We start from the raw sequence: 19,525 nt of genomic DNA on the forward strand, positions 1-19,525 counted from the left end.
CGGACACCGTGCCGACTCGGCGGACCGGGCCGTGGGACGGTTTTGGGTGGTCTCGGGTTGTCTCATGTCCGGAGGATATTCCTCGATCCGGCAGGCGGAACCGGGCCGGATCGGTGATGGTGCGTCACTGCGTTCGGTGGAGCGGGCGTCAGCCGCCGGTGACACCGTCCGTCCGCTCCCGCAGCAGATCGGCGTGCCCGAGGTGGCGCGCGTACTCGGTGATCATGTGTAGGTAGATCAGGCGCAGCGAGAGGACCTCGCCGTCGTGCGTACAGGTGTCGTCCAGCTTCGCGCCCGCGACGACGGCGTCCGCCAGACGGCACTCCTCGACCAGCCGGGCGTAGTCCTCGGCGGCGCGGGCCGGGTCCAGCTCGGCGAAGTCGGCGGCCTTGGAGTCGGCGGTGTCGTGCAGCCGCTCCACCTGTTCACCCGCGAACCGCTCCCGGAACCAGATCCGTTCGACCTTGGCCATGTGCCGCAGCAGTCCGAGCAGGGAGAGGTTCGACGGGGGTACGGTGCGGCCGGCGAGCTGCTCGCCCGTCAGGCCGGCGCACTTGTGCAGCAGGGTGGTGCGCTGCCAGGCGAGATAGCCCTCGAGCATCTCGCGTTCGCCGGCGACCAGAGAGCCCGCGACACGGGTGACTTCAGGAACTGTCCAGGTCATCCGATGATGATCCCGCTCTCCGGGGCCGCCTCGCGACCCCTTTTCGGCGGAGATCCGACGTGCGGGGAAGCTCAGGTACGGCCGCGGAGTTCGCTGACCACCGCCCAGGCGACCGAAACCAGCGGGACCGCCACAACGGCACCGATCACGCCCGCGAGTACCGCCCCGGCCGTCACCGACAGCGCGATCGCCACCGGGTGGATCCGGACCGCCCAGCTCATCACCAGCGGGTGCAGCAGGTGCCCCTCGATCTGGCCGATCACCACGATCAGGCCGAGAACGATCAGCGCGGTGACCGGCCCCCGGGTCGCGAGGGCCACCACCGCGGCGATCGCCATCGCGATCGGGGACCCGACCAGCGGAACCAGGGTGGCGAAGAACTCCAGCAGCGTCAGCGGCAGGGCCAACGGCACCCGGAGCGCCCACAGCGCCAGCCCGACCAGGACGGCGTTGCTGGCCGCCACGATGACGATGCCCCGGGTGTAGCCGGCGAACGTCCCCCAGGCCACCCGACCGGCCCGCGAGCAGGTCGTGCGGCTGCCGGCGGGCAGCTGGCGCAGGCACCAGCCCCACATCCGGTCACCCGAGTAGACGAAGAAGACCGAGAGGAACAGCGCCAGCGCGGCGATCGTGGCCGCCTCCACCAGCCGGCTGGCCCCGGTGACCGCCGTGGTGATCAGCATGGACCGGTGCCTGGAGAGAAAGTCGGCGATCTTCCCCTGCAGACCGGCGACCGTCGTGGGGTCGATGTTCAGCGGCGGCCCCTCCAGCCACTGCTCGATCCGCCCGATCCCGCCGTGGAACTCCCTCCCGAGCTGTGCCGACTGACTCGCCACCACCTCCCCGACCAGGGTGAACAGACCGGCCAGCAGCAGGACGGCGCCCAGCAGGGCGATCAGCACCGCGAGCGACCGGGGCACCGCCCGGTCCAGTAGATCGGCCACCGGCCGAAGTACGGAGGTCACCACCAGAGCCAAGAAGATCGCGACGGCCGGCAGCTGGAGCCGCTCCAGTACGGTGAACGCGGCGTAGCCCGCCACCCCGAGGACCAGCAGCCGCCACGCGTACCCGGCCGCCCGGCGCAGTCCGGGGGAGACCACCCCTTCGCCCCGGACGTGCGGGGCCGGGGCGTGCGGGCGCACCGGTCGGGTGACGGGCCGCCGGACCGGGCCGCCCTGCCGCGCGCGGCGGCGCGGCCGGGCGGTCCCCGCGTCCGTGTCCCGGCGGCGGTCCGGCGGTGGACCGGACGGGCGCCCGTCGTCCGGGGTCACCGTGCGGCGCCCGGGTGCGAACGGCCATCGTCGGGGCCGTGCTCCGGCCCGGTCCGCAGAGCGCTCGCGCCGGCGCCCCGTGCCGGGGGACGGCCGCGGGCCAGGTCCGTCCGGCGGGGCGTATGCCTCCCCGGCGTTCCGGGCGCCGGGGAAAGCCGGCTCACCACCTGTCCCGCTGACACGGGCGAGTCGGCTTCGCCGCCGCCGTGAACGGCGGAGCACTGCCGACGATCCCGGTAGCGCGCGACCACCGCCGCACGGGTCACCTGCGCGACGGAGGGGGACGCCTGACGGTTCGTACCGGGTGACGCCGGGACGCCCGGTGCGGCCGAGGTGTTCCTCCTGCCCGCCGTCCGTGGCGCGGCGGCGCAGCCCGCCAGCAGCGAGCCGGTCGCGGCGGCCAGCAGCCGTCGGCGAGAGATGGGCATCCGGACCTCCCAGTCCCGAACGAGTCCCCCGGAACGAGCTACCGTTCGGCGCCGCGCGGCCGGGGCCTCGCCTCGGCCCGGAACCGGGGGGCTCCGGGGGCACCGGCTCTCCGAGCCCCACCGCGGCACGCTCGACCACCGCGGCCCCGTCCGGAGGGACATCACGGGTGCCGGCATCGGTGAGCAGGTACTCCTCCTCGACACCGACGGCCTGCCGGGTGACCGCCCTGAGGTGTGTGGTGGTCCGGACGCGGCGTTCATCGCCGTGGCCCCGGCCGTTCGGGGAACCGGACCGCGATCCGGCGCGGGAGTTGAGTCACTGTCCGCTCGGTCTCGGTCGGCTGCTCGGTCACGGGACCACGCTAGGCAGGTCGCGCGGCATCCGCACCCGCGCTCCCAGGGGGTCTTGCACCGGTCGGCGGACAGCCTACGGGGCCGTTGCCCCACCGCGTCCGCACCGGTCGGCCGGCGGCGGCCGGGGTACCCCCAACGGCCTAGCGACACGTCCGGGCGGACCGGATGGACGTGCAAGCCGGTCGGCCGCCCGGCAGCATGGTCCAGCAGTGCCGTGCCCGAAGCCGGTCCGGGAGATCCGTCGCCGTGACGGCCCGACTCTGCGGTGGAGGCCCGGTCCGCCTCGGTGGGCGGGCGGGCAGCGCGGTTCGCAACGAGAATCCGAAGTCGAGGGCACCGTCGACGACCCCGCACCCGCCCCGTCCGGTGGTCACCGGCCGTCCTCCACCACGATCCGGCCGCCGAGCCAGTCGGTTCACTCTCGTCGGCCTTGCGCATCTGACCGCCCAACACCGAGAGAGCCCCGATGATCCCTCCGCCAGCCCCGCGCCCCGCCCCCCGCCCCCCGGCCACGGCCGCCCGGGGGTGCAGCGCATGAGCGCCGAAACCAGCCCCCCGCCTGGCAGGAAGGCGGGCGCGCCCTCGGGCACGAGTACGAGTGCGGACGCGCCGGGTTCCAGGGCCAATCCCGACAACAAGTGGGAGGCGGCAGCCGACTGGACCGACGGCCGGCTCGGCATCTACTCCCTCGCCAAGGCCAATCTGCGCAAGATCTTTCCGGATCACTGGTCGTTCATGCTGGGCGAGATCGCGCTCTACACCTTCGTCATCATCATCCTGACGGGGGTGTGGCTGACGCTCTTCTTCGTCCCGAGCATGGGCGAGACCGTCTACCACGGGAAGTACCTGCCGCTGAACGGCATCCGGATGTCGGAGGCGTACTCCTCGACCCTGGACATCAGCTTCGACATCCGCGGCGGCCTGCTGATCCGCCAGATCCACCACTGGGCGGCGATCCTCTTCGTCGCGTCGATGTACGTCCACATGATGCGGGTCTTCTTCACCGGGGCCTTCCGCAAGCCGCGCGAGCTCAACTGGCTGTTCGGCGCGGGTCTGCTGATCCTCGGGATGTTCGACGGCTTCATGGGCTACTCGCTGCCGGACGACCTGCTCTCCGGTACCGGTCTGCGGTTCATGGAGGGCGCGATCCTGGCGGTGCCGATCATCGGTACGTACCTGATGTTCTTCCTCTACGGCGGGCAGTTCCCGGGGACCGCGATCATCCCCCGGCTGTTCACCGTCCACGTCCTGCTGATCCCGGGCATCATGCTGGGGCTGCTGGTGGCCCATCTGATCCTGGTCTTCTACCACAAGCACACCCAGTGGGCGGGTCCCGGACGCACCGAGAAGAACGTGGTCGGCATGCCGCTGATGCCGGTCTACATGGCCAAGGCCGGCGGGTTCTTCTTCCTGGTGTTCGGCATCGTCTCGGCGATCTCCGCGATCGCCACGGTCAACCCCATCTGGCGGTACGGCCCGTACCGGCCCGACCAGGTGTCCACCGACGCCCAGCCCGACTGGTACATGGGCTACTCCGAGGGGCTGATCCGGCTGATGCCGGGATGGGAGATCCGATTCCTGGGGCACACGCTGAACCTGGGCGTGTTCATCCCGCTGGTGGTCTTCCCGCTGGTGCTGCTGTCCATCTGGCTGTACCCGTTCTTCGAGAACTGGGTGATCGGTGACAAGCGCGAGCACCACATCCTGGACAAGCCGCGCAACGCGCCGGTGCGGACCGCGTTCGGCGCCGCCTGGATGGGCCTGTACGTGGTGCTGCTGGTCGGCGGTGGCAACGACCTGTTCGCCACGCACTTCCACATGTCGCTCAACGCGATCTCCTGGGCCTGCCGGATCGGCTTCTTCGTGGTCCCGGTGGTGATCTTCTACATCACCAAGCGCTGGTGCCTGGGCCTGCAGCGCCGTGACCGGGAGAAGGTCCTGCACGGCCGGGAGAGCGGCATCATCGTGCGGAAGCCGCACGGCGAGTTCATCGAGGTGCACGAGCCGCTGACGCCCGAACAGCGGTACACGTACACCGCGTACGAGCAGTACGCCCCGATCGAGCTGCCTCCCGAGGTGGACGAGAACGGGGTCGCCCGCAAGCCGAGCCGGACGGACCGGCTGCGGGCCAGGTTGTCGAAGTACTACTTCGGCTCGTACGGCCAGATCGCCAGGCCGAGCGCCGAGGAGTACCGCAAGGTGACCAGCGGCCATCACTGACCGCCGAGTTCGCGTGAGGGTCCGTCGTCCGTGACGGGCCCTCACGCGTCGGGTCAGCGGCCCGGGGTCACCGCGGGGCGGAGCGGGGCGCCGGGGCGGTCGGGGGCGCCGGGGTTTCGAGCAGGGCCGCGAGGTCGGCCGCGGTCTGCTGCTCATCGGCGAGGACCGACTCGATCAGCCGGCGGCTGGCCGGGTCGTGGTCGCCGAGCCAGCCGGCGATCTGGCGATAGGTGGGGACGACGACGCGGGCGGCCAGCAGGTTCTGCTCCAGCATGGCGCGCAGCGCGGCGTCGTCCGCGGTGGAGTAGTCCGTCTGGGCGCGCTGGGCGAGGGTCGCCGGGTCGAAGTTGGGCTGCCCGCCGAGCTGGACGATCCGGTCGGCCAGCGCGACCGCGTGGCGCATCTTCCGGTCGGCCTGGGCCTCGAAGAGCGCGCCGGCGGGGGCGGTACCCTGCGCCAGGATCGCCTGCCGGGTGCAGCGGAGCCAGCCGACCACCTCCGCGGCCACCACGTTGTTGAGGACGCTGATCACCCGTTCGATGTCCGGCCCGTACGCGCTCCGTACCGGTCCGGCGTCGATGGTCCGTTGGGCCTCTCGGCGGATCCGGTCCACGTCCAGGGCCAGGCTGGCGGTCATGGGCGTCCTTCCTTCGCGGGGTCGGGCGGCGGTGTTTCGGGCGGGTGCCGGTGCGGGCCGGGGGGTCGGGCCGGGGCCGCCGAGGTCATGGCAGAAGGTATGTCCGGGTGTCCGCCGTCGAAACCGGACGGCGCCGGATGAGCGGGCCCCGTCGGCGGAGCGGCTGCCGCCGGGCTCGTCCGTGCGCACGCTTGATACGGAAGTCCCCTCGGCAGTGAGGGGGCTCGGAGAGGAGCGAGTCGCCATGGTCACGCTGCAGGGACTCACCGTCGCCTTCCTGGTCGCCCGGCAGGGGGCGGAGCAGCGCGAGCTGACCGGGCCGTGGCAGGCCGTCCTGGAGGCCGGCGGCACGCCCAGGCTGATCTCGACCGGGCCGGGGCGGATCCAGGCCTTCAGACACCTCGACAAGGCGGACACCTTCGCGGTGGACGTCACGGTCGCGGAGACCACCGCCGAGCCCTACGCCGGACTGGTGCTGCCCGGTGGTGTGGCCAACCCGGACTTCCTGCGCCTGGACCGGGCGGCCGTGGACCTGGTGCGGGACTTCTTCGTCCGGGGGAAGCCGGTCGCGGCGATCTGCCACGCCCCGTGGCTGCTGGTGGAGGCCGACGTGGTCCGCGGCCGTACGCTCACCTCCTGGCCGAGTCTGCGGACGGACCTGATCAACGCGGGGGCCACCTGGGTCGACGAGGAGGTGCGGATCTGCGCCGATGGCCCGAACACCCTGATCACCAGCCGCAGGCCGGCCGACCTGCCGCTGTTCGAGGACGCCCTGGTGACCGTGCTCGCCCGGGAGCGCCGGGGTCGCTGACGGTTGCGGCGAGGTGGCGGAGCGGTCAGCCGTTGGGTGCCTGGTCGAGTCGCTGCGCGGCCGGGCTCAGCCGCCCTGGTGGACGCGGGTCAGCAGGGCGTGCAGCTGGGCGCGCTCCGGCTCGGTGAGCGGGGCCAGGACGGCGTCCTGGACGGCGTTGGCCTCGGCGGTGAGGGCGGCCAGCGCGCTCCGTCCGGCGGGGGTGAGCGTGACCGAGACGCGTCGGCGATCGGTCTGGTCGCGGTTGCGTTCGACCTGTCCGGCCGTGGCCAGCTCATCGACGATCTTGACCATGTCGCTCGGGTCGATGCCGAGCCGGGCGGCGAGGTCGCGCTGCGCGTGCGGGCCGAAGTCGGCGAGGGCGGCGAGTACCGCCATGTGCCACAGGCGCTGCCCGTGCTCGGCCAGCCGTTCGGCGAGCCGGGTGCGGGCGGTCTTGCCGACCTTGGAGAGCAGGTAGGTGGTCAGCGCGGTCAGGCTCGGCGGGGTCTCGGTTTCGCTCACGGACATATTGTAGGCTCACCCCAATGATGGGTCTTCACCTACTAATTTGGAGGCGGGGATGGATGCCCTTCACACGCGCCTGCTGGTGCACCGCTACGCGGACTGCTTCCGCTTCTATGACGCCGTGCTGCCGGCGCTGATCGGCGCCCGGCGGACGGGTGGCACCGAGGCCGGCCCGTACGCCAGTTGGGACGTCGAGGATGAGGGGGTGCTGCGGATCTTCGACCGGGGGGCGATGGCCGAGGTCGTCGGTGCCGCGGGGCTGCCCGCCGAGGCGGCGGCCCAGGACCGGGCGATGCTGGTCAGCCGGGTCGCCGACGTGGACGCCGGGTTCGAACTCTGCCTGCGGCACGGCGGGTTGGCGGTGGCTGCGCCCGCCGACCGGCCCGAGTGGGGGCCGGGCATGCGGACCGCGCACCTGCGCGATCCGGACGGCAGTCTGCTCGAACTCCAGTCGTACTGAGAGGATTTGGGCGTAGGCGCTGCCGGGCAGGAGGGTCGATGGTGGATCGGGACGGCGAGCAGTTGACCGGCGGGACGGTCAACGCCGGTGCGGTGTTCCGGCGGGGCGAGGTGGTCGAGCGGCCCGCGCCGAGGCATGCCGAAGCGCTGCACCGGTACCTCGGGGAGCTGGCGGCGCACGGGTTCGACGGTGCGCCGACCCCGGTGGGGCCGCCCGTCGCCGGGCGGGAACGGCTCACCTTCCTTCCCGGGGAGGTCGCCGTGCCGCCGTATCCGCGCTGGGCGCTGACGGAGGAGGCGCTGTGTTCGGTCGGGGCCCTGCTGCGTCGCCCGGCGAGTCGCCGCGAGTGATCCCGGTTATCTGGATCTGCTTGCCGGGCACGGCGGTTGGGGACGCTGGGACCGGTTGCAGGCCTGGCAGGCGGCGCGGCGGGAGGTGCTGGTGGCGGCCCTGCTCGCGTAGCGGTGGGCGCTACCGGGCCGACGGGTTCAGGGCCCCAGGCGGTCGAGGAAGTCGGCGATCAGCGGGGCGATCTCGGGCAGGTTCTCCTCCAGCGCGAAGTGGCCGGTGTCGAACAGGTGGAGCTCGGCGTCCGGAAGGTCGCGGAGGTAGGCGCGGGCGCCGGGCTCGGGGAAGAACGGGTCGTTGCGGCCCCAGAGGATCAGGACCGGTGGGGTGTGGGTGCGCAGCCACTGCTGCCACTCGGGATAGCGGGCGACGTTGGAGTGGTAGTCGAAGGCCAGGTCCAGCTGGGGGCGGGTGCGGCCCGGCAGGTCGAGGAAGTGCTGGTCGAGCGTCCAGCCGTCCGGTGCGACCAGGCGGGGGTCGGTGGTCCCGCCCTCGTACTGGCCCCGGGTGGCCGGGAGGGTGAGCAGCTCGCGGATGGTCTGCTCGGCTCCCGGGGCCTGAGGGCGCAGTGCGATGAACGACCTGGCCGCCTCGGAGAGCCCCTCCTCGTACGCGTTCGCGTTCTGGACGACCAGCCCGGCGATCCGCTCGGGGTGGCGGGTGGCCAGTCGGAAGCCCACGGGTGCGCCGAAGTCGAAGGCGTAGAGCACGAATCGGGTGAGGCCGAGCTCCTGGAGGAAGCGCTCGGTGATGTCGGCGAGGTGGTCGAAGGTGTAGCTGAAGGTGCCGCCGTCGGTGGTCGGGGCGGGCGCGTCGCTGTGGCCGAAGCCCGGGTAGTCGGGGGCGATCAGGCGGTAGTGGGAGCCGAGGGCGTCGATCAGGCGGCGGTACTGGTGCGAGGCCGAGGGGAAGCCGTGCAGCAGCAGCATGGTCGGTGCGTCGTCGCGAGCTCCGGTGGGAACCGACTCGCGGTAGAAGATGCGCACGCCGTCGACGTCGAGATGGCGGTGGAGTATGCGGGGAACGGTCGGGACTGCCATGACGGCCTCCTGGTGGCGGGTTGTCGGGGATGTTCTATCCAGGTCGCCACTAATGAGTCAATAGCTATATACGCATTAGCATGTAGGAGATGTGGCGGGTACGGATTGATCCGTGCCTGCGCCGCCTCATAGGTTGTCCTTCGGCCCTCGGCAGCGTGCCGGGGTGGACAACGAGAGGCGGCGGGATGCAGCACGGCACGGACACGGACCGCAGGGGAGGCGGCCCGCTGGCTGTGGTCGCCGCCAGCGTCGAGGTGCTCGGACACCCCCGGGCCGACGAGCGCCTGCTCACCGACGGCGAGCGCGAGCGCGCGGCGCGGTTCCGGCAGGAGGCCACCCGCCGGGACTTCGTGGCGGCGCACATCCTGGTCCGGCTGTGCGCCGCACGGCTGATCGGCGCCACCGCCACGGAGGTGACGCTGGCCCAGTCCTGCCCCGGGTGCGGGAAGGCCGACCACGGCAAGCCGTACCTGCCGGACCACCCCGGAGTCCACGTCAGCATCTCGCACACCAAGGGCGTGGTCGCGGCGGCCGCCGGCTATCGGGAGGTGGGGGTCGACGTGGAGCTGGCGGAGCGGACCGGGACGCACCCCGACGTGCTGGAACGGGTGCTCACCGAGGGCGAGTTGCGGCTGGTCGAGAAGCACACGGACCCGCAGCGGGCGTTCCTGCGCCAGTGGGTGCGCAAGGAGGCGCTGATCAAGATCGGCCGGCTCACCCTGGACACCATGGGCGCGGTCGACCTCTCCGCCCTGCCGCTCGCCGCCGTCGACGGGGTGCCGCTGCGCAGCCGCTTCGAGGAACTGCACCTGCTCGACTGGGACGACGAGAAGTACCAGGCCACGGCGGCGGTGGTGAGCCCGGATGAACCTCGGGCGGTCGACCTGGCGGAACTCGCGGACCTGGTCGGCTGACGGCGCGGTAGCGTTGGCGGGAGGCGCTGATCTTTGGGGAGGGTGGCCGTGGCTGACTTCGTGATCACTCCGATGACCGCCGCACATGCCGATGAGGTACTGGCGATCTACCGGTCCGGGATCGAGGAGGGGAATTCCACCTTCGAGACGGCGGCGCCCGGCTGGGAGGAGTTCGACGCGGCCAAGCTGCCGGAGCACCGGGCGGTGGCGGTCGACGCCGAGGGCCGGGTGCTCGGATGGGTCGCGGCCTCGGCCGTGTCCGGGCGCGCCGCGTATGCCGGTGTGGTCGAGCACTCGGTGTACGTGCACCCCGGGGCGCGCGGCCGGGGCGTGGCCATGGCACTGCTGCGGGAGCTGATCGAGTCGACCGAGCGGGCCGGGATCTGGACGATCCAGTCGGGTGTGTTCCCGGAGAACACGGTCAGTCTGGCGCTGCACCGCCGGGCCGGCTTCCGGGCGATCGGCGTCCGGGAGCGGGTCGGCTGCCATCACGGCGTGTGGCGGGACGTGGTGCTGATCGAGCGGCGCAGCGCGGTTGCCGGCCAGGGGCCGTCGCTGCGCTCCCTGAACTCGCCGAGCCCCTGAACCCGCCGAGCCCCCGAACTCCCTGAGCAGCGCCGGACGGTGAAGCCGGCGGTGGTACGGCGGGCGCGGCCCGGACGGAGGCTCAGGGCGGGCCGCCGCCCCGGAGGTGGAGGGCGCGGAAGGCGACCTCGTTGGCGAAACGGTCGTCCGGGTCGGCGAGTTGGTCGCCGAAGGCGCGCTCGACCAGGCGCATCCGGTAGCGGACGGCCTGCGGGTGGACACCGAGGATCTCGGCTACTCCCGCACTCCTCCACCCTCGGATCCGCCCGGGGCCTCAGCGGACGAAGCGGGCCAGCAGCGTGGCCCGGTGGAGGGCCGCCTCGAGTGGGCCGCGGCGGAAGCGACGGGTCCACATCCAGGCGAGTGCCAGGGCCAGCGCACTGAAGGCGGCCAGCAGCACAGCGGGTGAGTCGGGAAGGTCGTCCCCGCCCAGCGCCTCGATCAGCACGATGTGCCCGACGTACACGGAGAGCGAGAGCGCGCCCACGGCGGCGACCGGCGCGACCGGCAGCCGGGTGCCGACCGAGGGGCGCCGGGCCAGCAGCGTGGTGCAGGCGACCACGATGCTCACCGCGACGCCGAGCGAGCCCAGGATCTCGAAGGTGGTGCCGCTGTGCGGCGCCGCGGTGAGCAGTCCGGCGGGGTCGGCGGTGTTCACGGTGCCCTCCTCGGCGCCGTGCCACCAGTCCACGTCCGTGGCGACCAGCCGACAGGCCAGCCAGGCGCCGCCGTAGCCGAGGCCGATCAGCGCCGCTCCCGTGGCGGCCAGTCGGGAGCGCAGCCGGGCGGAGGTCAGATCCAGCCGCCCGAGGGCCATGCCCCCGAGGACGAACGGCATCCAGGTCAGTGCGGGGTAGTTGCCGGTGAGCAGCAGGGCCACCAGCCCTTCACCGCCGCTGAGGTGGGCGATCGGGTCGAGTGCGGTGAGCGGCTCGCTCCAGTCCCGGGTGTCGAGGCCGGCGCGGAGCACGAACGACAGCTGCGGGCCGAGCAGGGCCCAGCCCAGCGCGGCGGTGGCCAGCGGGCCGGCCGGCAGCCGGCTCAGCGGCAGGGCCAGCAGGAAGTAGAGGCCGTAGTAGGCGAGGATGACGTCGACCGGGGCGTGCATCGCCGTCATCGCGCTGCCGACGGCCAGCAGGATCAGGGCCCGGAGCGCGATCCTGGCCGCGGCCTGCCGACCGGCCCGCCCGACCCGGGGGCTGCGCCCGGCGATCAGTGTCAGCGACACGCCTGCCAGCAGCGCGAAGAGAGCCGAGGCGCGCCCGTGGGCGAACTGGGCGGCCAGGCCGATCGGTCCGTCCTCCCCCTGCACCGGTCCGACGTGGGCGGCGAACATGCCGAGCACCGCCAGGCCGCGCGCCAGGTCGAGGCCGGCCATGCGTCCCGTGGAGGCCGAACGCGTCGGCTCGGCGGCGATGTTGGTGACTGCATCAGCGGACATGACCCCAGTCTTGGGCCTCCGCCGGCCGGTACGTACACCCACAGGAGGGAAATCGTCCCGCCGGTCAGCGGGGGAGTGCGCGAGGGCGCGAGGGGCGTGCGGCAGCGCGGACGCGCGCCCTGCCGGTCCGCGCGGTCGGCGACCACGAATGTGCAACTAGTTGCATATATGCGCCCGCCCGCCCTACCGTGAGGCGACGACTTCGCGCGAGGAGGCGCTGGATGACCGCGTACCCCCACCTGCTGAGCCCGCTCGACCTGGGGTTCACCACGCTGCCCAACCGGGTGCTGATGGGTTCGATGCACGTCGGCCTGGAGGAGGCACCCGGCGGCTTCGAGCGGATGGGCGAGTTCTACGCCGCCCGGGTCCGCGGCGGCGTCGGGCTGATCGTCACCGGCGGGATAGCCCCGAACGAGGAGGGCCGTCCCTGGAGCGGCGGCGCCAAGCTGACCTGTGACCAGGAGGTGGCGCAGCACACCGTCGTCACCGATGCCGTACACCGCGAGGGCGGCCGGATCGCCATGCAGATCCTGCACTTCGGCCGCTACGCCCACCACCCCGACCTGGTCGCACCCAGCGCGCTGCAGGCGCCGATCAGCCCGTTCACGCCGCGCGCGCTCACCGACGACGAGGTCGAGCGGACCGTCGAGGACTTCGTCCGCACCGCCGAACTCGCCCGCCGGGCCGGGTACGACGGCGTCGAGATCATGGGCTCCGAGGGTTACCTGATCAACGAGTTCATCGCGGCTGCCACCAACCGGCGCGAGGACCGCTGGGGCGGCTCGTACGAGAACCGGATGCGCTTCCCGGTCGAGATCGTCCGCCGGGTCCGCGAGCGGCTCGGTCCCGACTTCATCGTCATCTACCGGCTCTCCATGCTCGACCTGGTGCCCGGCGGCTCCAGCCTGGACGAGGTGATCACCCTCGCCAAGGCGATCGAGGCGGCGGGCGCGACCATCATCAACACCGGTATCGGTTGGCACGAGGCACGCATCCCCACCATCGCCACCTCCGTGCCGCGCGGCGCGTTCGCCTGGGTCACCAAGAGGGTGATGGGCGCGGTCCGGATTCCGCTGGTGACCAGCAACCGCATCAACACCCCGGAGATCGCCGAGCAGTTGCTCGCGGAGGGCCATGCCGACATGGTCGCGCTGGCCCGGCCGCTGCTCGCCGACCCGGACTTCGTCGCCAAGACCGAACGCGGCCGGGCCGAGACCATCAACACCTGCATCGGCTGCAACCAGGCCTGCCTGGACCACACCTTCAGCGGGAAGATCACCTCCTGCCTGGTCAACCCCCGTGCCTGCCACGAGACCGAGCTGGTGCTCGGCCCGACCCGCCACCGCAAGCGGGTCGCCGTGGTCGGCGCCGGTCCGGCCGGCCTCGCGCTCGCGGTCGCCGCCGCCGAGCGCGGTCATGCCGTGACCCTGTACGAGGCGGCCGGTGAGATCGGCGGGCAGCTCAACATCGCCCGCCAGGTGCCCGGCAAGGAGGAGTTCGACGAGACCCTGCGCTACTTCCGCCACCGCCTGGCGGCCGAGCAGGTCGAACTGCGGCTCGGCAGCGCGGTGACCGCCGACGCGCTTGCCGCCGGGGGCTACGACGAGGTCGTGCTCGCCACCGGAGTCACCCCGCGGACCCCCGAGATCCCCGGTATCGACCACCCCAGCGTGCTGAGCTACCTGGACGTGCTGCGAGACAAGGCCGAGGTCGGCGAGCGGGTGGCGATCCTCGGGGCCGGCGGGATCGGATTCGACGTCGCGGCCTTCCTGACCGACCCCGGGGACGCCGCGGCACTCGAGGGCGCGGTGTTCCACCGGCGGTGGGGCATCGACACCGAGTACCAGGCTCCCGGCGGCCTCGGCCGGCCGGAGCGGGCCGCCGCCCCGCGCAGCGTCCACCTGCTCCAGCGCAAGACCAGCAAGGTCGGCGCCGGGCTGGGGAAGACCACCGGCTGGATCCACCGCACCGAACTCCGTCACCGCGGCGTCACCATGCTCTCTGGTGTGAGCTACCGGCGGATCGACGACGTCGGACTGCACATCACCGTGGACGGCCGCGAGGAGAGCATCCCCGTCGACACGGTGGTGGTCTGCACCGGGCAGGAGCCGCGACGCGAGCTGTACGACGCACTGGTCGCGCTCGGCGTCCGGCCGCACCTGATCGGGGGTGCGGACGTGGCCGCGGAACTCGACGCCAAGCGCGCCATCGACCAGGGCACCCGGCTCGCGGCCGCGCTCTGACCTCTGCGGTCGGGCCCACGTCGGTGGGGCCCTCCTGCGGTGCGATCGGGTGTCCGTGCCATCGGGTGCCGACCGGCGCGTGCGGCTCGGCCGCCCGGCCCGGCGAGGTCCGTGCGCCGGGCCGGGCGGCCGCGCTCCGAACGGCGCTCCGTGCTCCGGCCCGCGGCGCATCCGTAGGATGCCCTGTGATACCCGTTGGCACCTGCCGGAGGCTCCCCCGACCATGTCGCTGCCGCACGCCATCCTCACCGCCTTGCTGGAGAAGCCGTCCTCGGGGCTGGAGCTGACGCGCCGGTTCGACAAGTCGATCGGCTTCTTCTGGCCGGCCACCCACCAGCAGATCTACCGTGAGCTGGGCAGGCTGGAGGAGGCGGGGCTGATCCGCGAACTGCCCCAGCAGCAGCCGGCCCGCGGCGGACGCAAGGAGTACGAGGTCCTGCCCGAGGGTCGGGACGCTCTGGTGGCCTGGGTCGGTGAGAGCCAGGACCCCAGGCCGGTCCGGGACGCGCTGGTGCTGCGGCTGCGCGCGGCGGCGGTGGTCGGTACGGCGGGAGCCGGCAGCGGGCTCGGTGACGAACTCCTCCGGCACCGTGAGCTGCACCGGCGCCAGCTCGCCGAGTACCGGGAGATCGCGCAGCGCGACTTCGCCTCGGTGGCGGACGAAAGAGCCCGCCTGCAGCACCTGGTGCTGCAGGCGGGCATCGGCCTGGAGACGTTCTGGCTCGACTGGCTCGACCAGGCCCTCGCCCAACTCGCCGAGGGCGACCTCGACGAGGAACTGGACGGCGACCTGGGGGAGACCTGAGCGGCGGTCCGTACGACGCTCAGTGCTGGGGCGGGATGATCCCGGTCAGCCACTTGAAGGTGGGGACCACGAGCGGCTTCCAGGTCGCGCTCAGGTGCGGCCCGTGGGTTTCGAACGGTGTCACCGAGGTCGGGGACTTCGCCGCCTTCTGCAGTGCCAGTGCGTCCTCCAGGCCGTCGCCCTTGTTACCGGTCTCGTAGAGGGCCACGTTCGGCGGGGTGGCCGCGTGGGTGAGCAGGTACAGCGGGTTGGAGACCTCCCGTAGGTGCGGGTCCTTCGCGGTCAGCGAATCGGACTCCTCCTTCGGGTCGTTGTAGCCGGACATGCTGATCGCGGCCCGGTAGCGGTTGGGGTGCGCCAGCGCGAGCCTGGTGGCGCAGTGCGCCCCCGCCGAGTAGCCGGCCAGTGCCCAGCGATCGGGGGAGGCGTCCACCCGGAAGTTGTCCAGCACCATCTGCGGGACGTCCCGTGACAGCCAGGTCTCCGCGTTGACCTTGCCCGGAACGTCCGCACAGCCGGTGTCGGTGTTCTTGCCGAGCAGCGTGACCCGGGGCGAGACCAGGATGAAGGGTGCCACCTGACCGGACTTCATCAGCGGCGCCAACTGCTTGGAGACGTCCATGGTGCCGAACCAGGTGCTGGAGGAGCCGGGGAACCCGGCCAGCAACTCGACCACGGGGAAGGCCTTGTCCTTGTACGCTGGGTCGTCGTACTCCGGCGGCGTCCACACCAGGACCTCACCGTCCACTCCGGAGAGCTGGCCCTTGAGGTCGGTCTCCTTGACGTCCTTGGGGACCGCGTTGTCGTCCACCCCGTGGAAGGACTGGATCACCTTCTGCCGGTTCTTGTCGGCACCGGCGTCGGCCGCGATGCCGTTGTCCTCGGGCGGCACCGGAACCGCCCGGACATGGCTGCTGGTGCCCAGCAGATCGCCCCAACTGTCGTAGATCAGGTTCGAGTTGTTGACCATCACGAACACCATCAGCACGGCAGTGGACTGGCAGAACAGGATCGTCGCCAGATAGCCGACGAACTGCAGCGGCCCGCGCTTGGCCTGCGGTGCCCGGCCCCGGTTGCCGCGCCGGCTCCCCTGACCGCCGCCGCCTCCCCGCCTTGCCCACTGCACCACGGCCAGCACGATGGAGGCTAGGAAGAGGACGATCGTGAGGATGTAGAAGGGAGTACCGGTCAGTTTCATCTGATCTCCTTCGTGGATACCCCCAAGCTTCAGCTGGGGGAGGAAACGAATGCTCCCGCGTAGTGGGACAGGGAAAGCCAGACCGCCGCCTGGGCGGTATGGCGTCTCGGTAGGTGAATCACCCGCACCAGGCCGCAAGTTCGCGGCACCTTGTGATCCGTGCAGGCCGTTCACGTGAAGCGGGCGTACAAGTTCCGCTTCTATCCGACCGATGCGCAGGCAGCTGAGCTGTCGCGCACGTTCGGGTGCGTGCGCAAGGTCTACAACCTGGCGTTGCGTGCCCGTACCGAGGCGTGGTCGCTGCGGGGCGAGCGGATCAACTACAACGCCACATCGGCGATGCTGACGGCGTGGAAGAAGACCGAGGAACTGGCGTTCCTCAACGAGGTCTCCTCCGTCCCGCTCCAGCAGACCCTGCGACATCTGCAAGGTGCCTTCACCAATTTCTTCGCGAAGCGAGCCAGGCACCCCCGCTTCAAGTCGAAGAAGAAGTCCCGCGACTGCGCCGAGTACACCGCGTCCGCGTTCCGCTTCCGTGATGGGAAGCTGACGCTGGCGAAGATGACGGAGCCACTGGAGATCCGATGGTCCCGGCCTCTCCCAGAGGGGCAGGCCCCGTCCACGGTGACCGTCTCCCGGGACAGTGCGGGACGCTGGTTCGTCTCGATGCTGTGCGAGGACCCGGCCGTCAAGCCTCTCCCGGCCGTGGATGCGGCGGTGGGCATCGACGCGGGTATCATCTCGCTGGTGACGCTCTCCACCGGGGAGAAGATCGCCAATCCCCGATCGGAACGCGAGGACGGGGAATGTCTGGCCAGGGCTCAGCGGGCGCTGTCCCGCAAGGCCAGGGGGTCTGCCAACCGGGAGAAGGCCCGCGGGAAAGTCGCTCGGATCCACGCGCGGATCGCCGACCGGCGCAGGGACTTCCTGCACAAACTCACGACTCGACTCGTCCACGAAAACCAAGTGGTCGTGATCGAGGACTTGTCCGTCCGCAACCTGCTGGGGAACCGCAGGCTGTCCCGCGCCATCTCGGACGCTTCGTGGAGCGAGCTGCGGACCATGCTGGAGTACAAGTGCGCCTGGTACGGCCGCGACCTGGTGACCGTCGACCGGTGGTTCCCCAGCTCCAAGCTGTGTTCGGCGTGCGGAACCGTCCGCGAGAAGATGCCTCTCAATGTCCGTGAATGGCGCTGCGGCTGCGGAGCGGTTCACGACCGGGACGTGAACGCGGCCCGTAACCTCCTGGCCGCCGGACTGGTGGTTGCAGCCTGCGGAGACGGTGTAAGACCTCAACGGAACACTCCGAGCGGGCGATCGTCGGTGAAGCAGGAAGTGGTCCCACCGCAGCGCAAACGCACAGCGGCCCAGCCGCGAGGCTGAGGGGAATCCCCCTCGTTCACGAGGGGGAGGAAGTCAAGGCGCTCTCGTATCCAGCTCCTGTGCCGACCGGGTCACTTGCCCGGCTCGTACTGCGTTCGAAGAGTTCACCGGAAGTCGGTGTCCGGTCGCCCGGGGCGCGCAACCGGGTGGCTGCCCGGCGGCTTCGGCGGCGGCGTGTCGTCGGTGCCTGGCGGGTGGCCGTTGCTCGGCCCGATGCCGTCAGCCGGTCTGCCGCTGCTGTCCCGCCCGCTGCGCTAACCCGGGTGCGGCGGCGAGGGAGCTCGGGCGTGCGGTGTTCGGCTGCGCGGTGCTTGGACGCCAGGTGCTCGGGTGCGCCGTGCCGAAGTGCTCCGGCCGGGCCGTTCGGGTGGCCGTGAGCGTCTCCACCGCCCCGGCGTGGCGGTCTTGGGCGGCGAGTGCCGTACCGAGAACCAACTCAGCCTCCAGGGTGCGGTGGTGGGAGGGAACGAGCGGCGATCCGCAGAGCCCGGCGCTCTCCCGGAGCACGCCCTCGGCCTTTGCGGGTCTGCCGAGGCCGATCAACGTGGTGCCGACAGGGGCCCCTGCTGCCGGATAGTAGCCGTCCCGCCTCGGCGGGGACTGCTCAACATCATCCTGTCCGGCGACCAGGCCCATCTCCACTGCCCCCGTACTCGCGCAGCAAGCCCATGCCGCTGATCCGCACCGCTGATGAGAACTGCCGAAGAATGCCGGAGCACGGCGCCGACGGGCCCGGACTCCGCCGGCCCGGAACCGATCGGCGGGACACCCTCCCACACCCGAACCGCACGCTCAAGATTGGGTCCGCCACTCGCCCGACCGCCGTCAAGTACTGCCCAAGCACTCGCCAAGTGCCGTTCAGCTGCCGCGCGATGGGCCGAACGAACCGGGAGCCCGCCGGCCTGCCGTCCGCCTGGCCGGCCCGGCCCGACGTAGTGCGGAGATCACGTGACTCCCCCATCCGCGGCGCCTGCGCGCCGCCGGTTGCCGACGAGTGGACCGGGAGCCTCGCGGCACCCCGGGTGCGGTGCTGCCGGCCAAGCTAGGCGACGCCACTGCGAGGAGGCGATCTCCCGGCTGCGGACGGCGGTTGAGACCGGGCACATGGAATCCGCCTTCAACCTTGCCTTGTTATACGTCGGCCAGGACGATCCGCTGCTGGCCGGGCACTGGTTCACGATCGTCGCCGAGTCCGGTACCGCGAAGAGCGTGGAGGCCGAGCAGGAGCTGGCGCGAGTCGAGCGGGAGTTCGGCGGGTAGCGGCCGGCCGGCGGGGTTCGTGGAGGACGTGGGCAAAGATGCCAACGATTCGCGAAATAGGGTGAATCGGCCGGACGGCGGCGGCGCCGGGCCGTGGTGACGGTGTAGGACGTTCACCAACGAGTTCGTCCACCGCTGGGAGCAACCCGTGCACACCGCGAAATTTCTGGCCGCTCCGCTGGCTCTGGGGCTGGCGCTGACCGCGACGACGGTGTCCGTCGCCGCGACGGCGTCGGCCGCCGCCCACCCGTCCCACGCCCGGTTCGCCCGCGCCGTCATGCTCACCAATGCGGACGACGGCCGCACCGTGACGGTGGCGCGCAACGACGTGATCAAGGTCAGGCTGACCCACCTCCGGGATCAGGGGCAGACCTGGGTGTGGAGCGCACCGAAGGCCGGCGATCCCAAGGTCCTCCGACCGCACGACGCCGGCACCTCGCCGAACGGAGACGCGTCGGCCGGATTCCAGGCGATCAGCCGCGGCACGAGTGGCATCACCGCCTTCAGGCACTGCGTTCCCGACCCCGGACACGTCTGCCCACGGGTCGTCATCCCCTGGCGGGTCACGCTCACCGTGAAGTGACGTAGTGCCCTGCCGCCGCAACTGCCGGCGCTCACGGGCAGGTCCTGGCGTCCTCCCGCCGCCCCGGCGCCGGCTTGCCGCGACCGGCCGGTGCGGGACCTCACAGAGATTGCAGTGCGGCTTCGCAGCTCCGGCAACGGCGGGTCCGCTGGGACGGCGGGTACCAAGTGGCTCCCGGTTCGTCGGGGCTGTACGGCTCCCGCTCCAGGTCGCTCGTCGCGATGCCGCAGAAGGTGAGCGGGCCCGGGTCGTCGGGTGCGTCCGGATCAGCCGGTGCGGCGTGGACCCAGCGGATCCGGGCACCCACGTCGACTTCCCCGCTGTCGAGGACCTCGGTCGAGGGCTCCTCGACTGTCCGCAGCGCAGGTGTCAA

The 19,525-nt window shown here is 71.7% G+C and carries 20 protein-coding genes and 1 pseudogene; 11 read left to right on the forward strand and 10 right to left on the reverse strand.

Features of this window, described 5'->3' with window-relative positions; all coding sequences use genetic code 11:
- Positions 1–148 precede the first annotated feature (148 nt).
- Together ACWDAK_RS17645 and ACWDAK_RS17650 are read right to left on the reverse strand one after the other, a co-directional pair.
- Positions 149–664 (reverse strand): DinB family protein, encoded by a 516-nt coding sequence (locus tag ACWDAK_RS17645; RefSeq protein ID WP_344639964.1) that lies wholly within the window; start codon positions 662–664, stop codon positions 149–151.
- Positions 665–735: 71 nt separating this feature from the next.
- Positions 736–1,935, reverse strand: a complete 1,200-nt coding sequence (locus ACWDAK_RS17650; RefSeq protein WP_425557821.1) for an AI-2E family transporter — start codon at positions 1,933–1,935, stop codon at positions 736–738.
- A 1,316-nt stretch (positions 1,936–3,251) separates the two neighbouring features.
- On the opposite strand from ACWDAK_RS17650, the gene qcrB reads away from it, so the two are divergent.
- Complete coding sequence (qcrB, locus tag ACWDAK_RS17655; protein ID WP_427393870.1) at positions 3,252–4,937, forward strand: cytochrome bc1 complex cytochrome b subunit; 1,686 nt, start codon at positions 3,252–3,254, stop codon at positions 4,935–4,937.
- Positions 4,938–5,004: 67 nt separating this feature from the next.
- Here qcrB and ACWDAK_RS17660 read toward each other — a convergent pair whose 3' ends face one another.
- A complete protein-coding gene (locus ACWDAK_RS17660; protein ID WP_344639962.1) occupies positions 5,005–5,574 on the reverse strand; it encodes a ferritin-like domain-containing protein in 570 nt (189 codons plus the stop codon).
- A gap of 244 nt (positions 5,575–5,818) precedes the next feature.
- On the opposite strand from ACWDAK_RS17660, the gene ACWDAK_RS17665 reads away from it, so the two are divergent.
- Positions 5,819–6,385, forward strand: a complete 567-nt coding sequence (locus ACWDAK_RS17665) for a type 1 glutamine amidotransferase domain-containing protein (protein ID WP_427393869.1) — start codon at positions 5,819–5,821, stop codon at positions 6,383–6,385.
- Between the two features lie 66 nt (positions 6,386–6,451).
- On the opposite strand, the gene ACWDAK_RS17670 is transcribed toward ACWDAK_RS17665, so the two are convergent.
- Positions 6,452–6,889, reverse strand: coding sequence for a MarR family winged helix-turn-helix transcriptional regulator (locus ACWDAK_RS17670; protein WP_427393868.1), 438 nt, complete (start codon positions 6,887–6,889; stop codon positions 6,452–6,454).
- A gap of 58 nt (positions 6,890–6,947) precedes the next feature.
- On the opposite strand from ACWDAK_RS17670, the gene ACWDAK_RS17675 reads away from it, so the two are divergent.
- Positions 6,948–7,352 carry a VOC family protein gene (locus ACWDAK_RS17675; protein WP_344639959.1) on the forward strand — a complete coding sequence of 135 codons (405 nt, stop codon included), beginning with the start codon at positions 6,948–6,950 and terminating at the stop codon, positions 7,350–7,352.
- 38 nt (positions 7,353–7,390) lie between these two features.
- Positions 7,391–7,681 (forward strand): annotated as a pseudogene (locus ACWDAK_RS17680) (aminoglycoside phosphotransferase family protein); the annotation flags it as partial.
- 159 nt (positions 7,682–7,840) lie between these two features.
- On the opposite strand, the gene ACWDAK_RS17685 reads toward ACWDAK_RS17680, so the two are convergent.
- Positions 7,841–8,740: an alpha/beta fold hydrolase gene (locus ACWDAK_RS17685; RefSeq protein ID WP_427393867.1), complete on the reverse strand. Its 900-nt coding sequence runs from the start codon at positions 8,738–8,740 to the stop codon at positions 7,841–7,843.
- Positions 8,741–8,925: 185 nt separating this feature from the next.
- Here ACWDAK_RS17685 and ACWDAK_RS17690 point away from each other — a divergent pair, with 185 nt between their 5' ends.
- Positions 8,926–9,654 (forward strand): 4'-phosphopantetheinyl transferase family protein, encoded by a 729-nt coding sequence (locus tag ACWDAK_RS17690; protein ID WP_344639956.1) that lies wholly within the window; start codon positions 8,926–8,928, stop codon positions 9,652–9,654.
- 72 nt (positions 9,655–9,726) lie between these two features.
- Positions 9,727–10,239: a GNAT family N-acetyltransferase gene (locus tag ACWDAK_RS17695; RefSeq protein ID WP_344640022.1), complete on the forward strand. Its 513-nt coding sequence runs from the start codon at positions 9,727–9,729 to the stop codon at positions 10,237–10,239.
- Positions 10,240–10,321: 82 nt separating this feature from the next.
- Here ACWDAK_RS17695 and ACWDAK_RS17700 read toward each other — a convergent pair whose 3' ends face one another.
- Complete coding sequence (locus tag ACWDAK_RS17700) at positions 10,322–10,501, reverse strand: helix-turn-helix domain-containing protein (protein ID WP_449806479.1); 180 nt, start codon at positions 10,499–10,501, stop codon at positions 10,322–10,324.
- A gap of 12 nt (positions 10,502–10,513) precedes the next feature.
- Positions 10,514–11,680 carry a DUF418 domain-containing protein gene (locus ACWDAK_RS17705; RefSeq protein WP_344639955.1) on the reverse strand — a complete coding sequence of 389 codons (1,167 nt, stop codon included), beginning with the start codon at positions 11,678–11,680 and terminating at the stop codon, positions 10,514–10,516.
- 221 nt (positions 11,681–11,901) lie between these two features.
- Here ACWDAK_RS17705 and ACWDAK_RS17710 point away from each other — a divergent pair, with 221 nt between their 5' ends.
- Together ACWDAK_RS17710 and ACWDAK_RS17715 are read left to right on the forward strand one after the other, a co-directional pair.
- Positions 11,902–13,923: an oxidoreductase gene (locus ACWDAK_RS17710; protein ID WP_427393866.1), complete on the forward strand. Its 2,022-nt coding sequence runs from the start codon at positions 11,902–11,904 to the stop codon at positions 13,921–13,923.
- A 223-nt stretch (positions 13,924–14,146) separates the two neighbouring features.
- Complete coding sequence (locus ACWDAK_RS17715) at positions 14,147–14,728, forward strand: PadR family transcriptional regulator (protein ID WP_344639953.1); 582 nt, start codon at positions 14,147–14,149, stop codon at positions 14,726–14,728.
- 19 nt (positions 14,729–14,747) lie between these two features.
- Here the strand turns inward: ACWDAK_RS17715 and ACWDAK_RS17720 are convergent, their stop codons facing one another.
- Positions 14,748–15,926, reverse strand: a complete 1,179-nt coding sequence (locus ACWDAK_RS17720; protein WP_427393865.1) for an alpha/beta hydrolase — start codon at positions 15,924–15,926, stop codon at positions 14,748–14,750.
- A gap of 159 nt (positions 15,927–16,085) precedes the next feature.
- Here ACWDAK_RS17720 and ACWDAK_RS17725 point away from each other — a divergent pair, with 159 nt between their 5' ends.
- Entirely contained in the window at positions 16,086–17,309 is a 1,224-nt protein-coding gene (locus tag ACWDAK_RS17725) for an RNA-guided endonuclease InsQ/TnpB family protein (protein WP_344639951.1), read from the forward strand.
- 219 nt (positions 17,310–17,528) lie between these two features.
- Here the strand turns inward: ACWDAK_RS17725 and ACWDAK_RS17730 are convergent, their stop codons facing one another.
- Positions 17,529–17,816 carry a hypothetical protein gene (locus ACWDAK_RS17730; protein WP_449806478.1) on the reverse strand — a complete coding sequence of 96 codons (288 nt, stop codon included), beginning with the start codon at positions 17,814–17,816 and terminating at the stop codon, positions 17,529–17,531.
- A gap of 621 nt (positions 17,817–18,437) precedes the next feature.
- On the opposite strand from ACWDAK_RS17730, the gene ACWDAK_RS17735 reads away from it, so the two are divergent.
- Positions 18,438–18,569, forward strand: coding sequence for a hypothetical protein (locus ACWDAK_RS17735; RefSeq protein WP_344639949.1), 132 nt, complete (start codon positions 18,438–18,440; stop codon positions 18,567–18,569).
- Between the two features lie 148 nt (positions 18,570–18,717).
- Positions 18,718–19,152: a hypothetical protein gene (locus ACWDAK_RS17740; RefSeq protein ID WP_427393863.1), complete on the forward strand. Its 435-nt coding sequence runs from the start codon at positions 18,718–18,720 to the stop codon at positions 19,150–19,152.
- Positions 19,153–19,252: 100 nt separating this feature from the next.
- On the opposite strand, the gene ACWDAK_RS17745 is transcribed toward ACWDAK_RS17740, so the two are convergent.
- A complete protein-coding gene (locus ACWDAK_RS17745) occupies positions 19,253–19,525 on the reverse strand; it encodes a hypothetical protein (protein WP_344639947.1) in 273 nt (90 codons plus the stop codon).

It is taken from the genome of Kitasatospora sp. NPDC001175 (assembly GCF_053598215.1).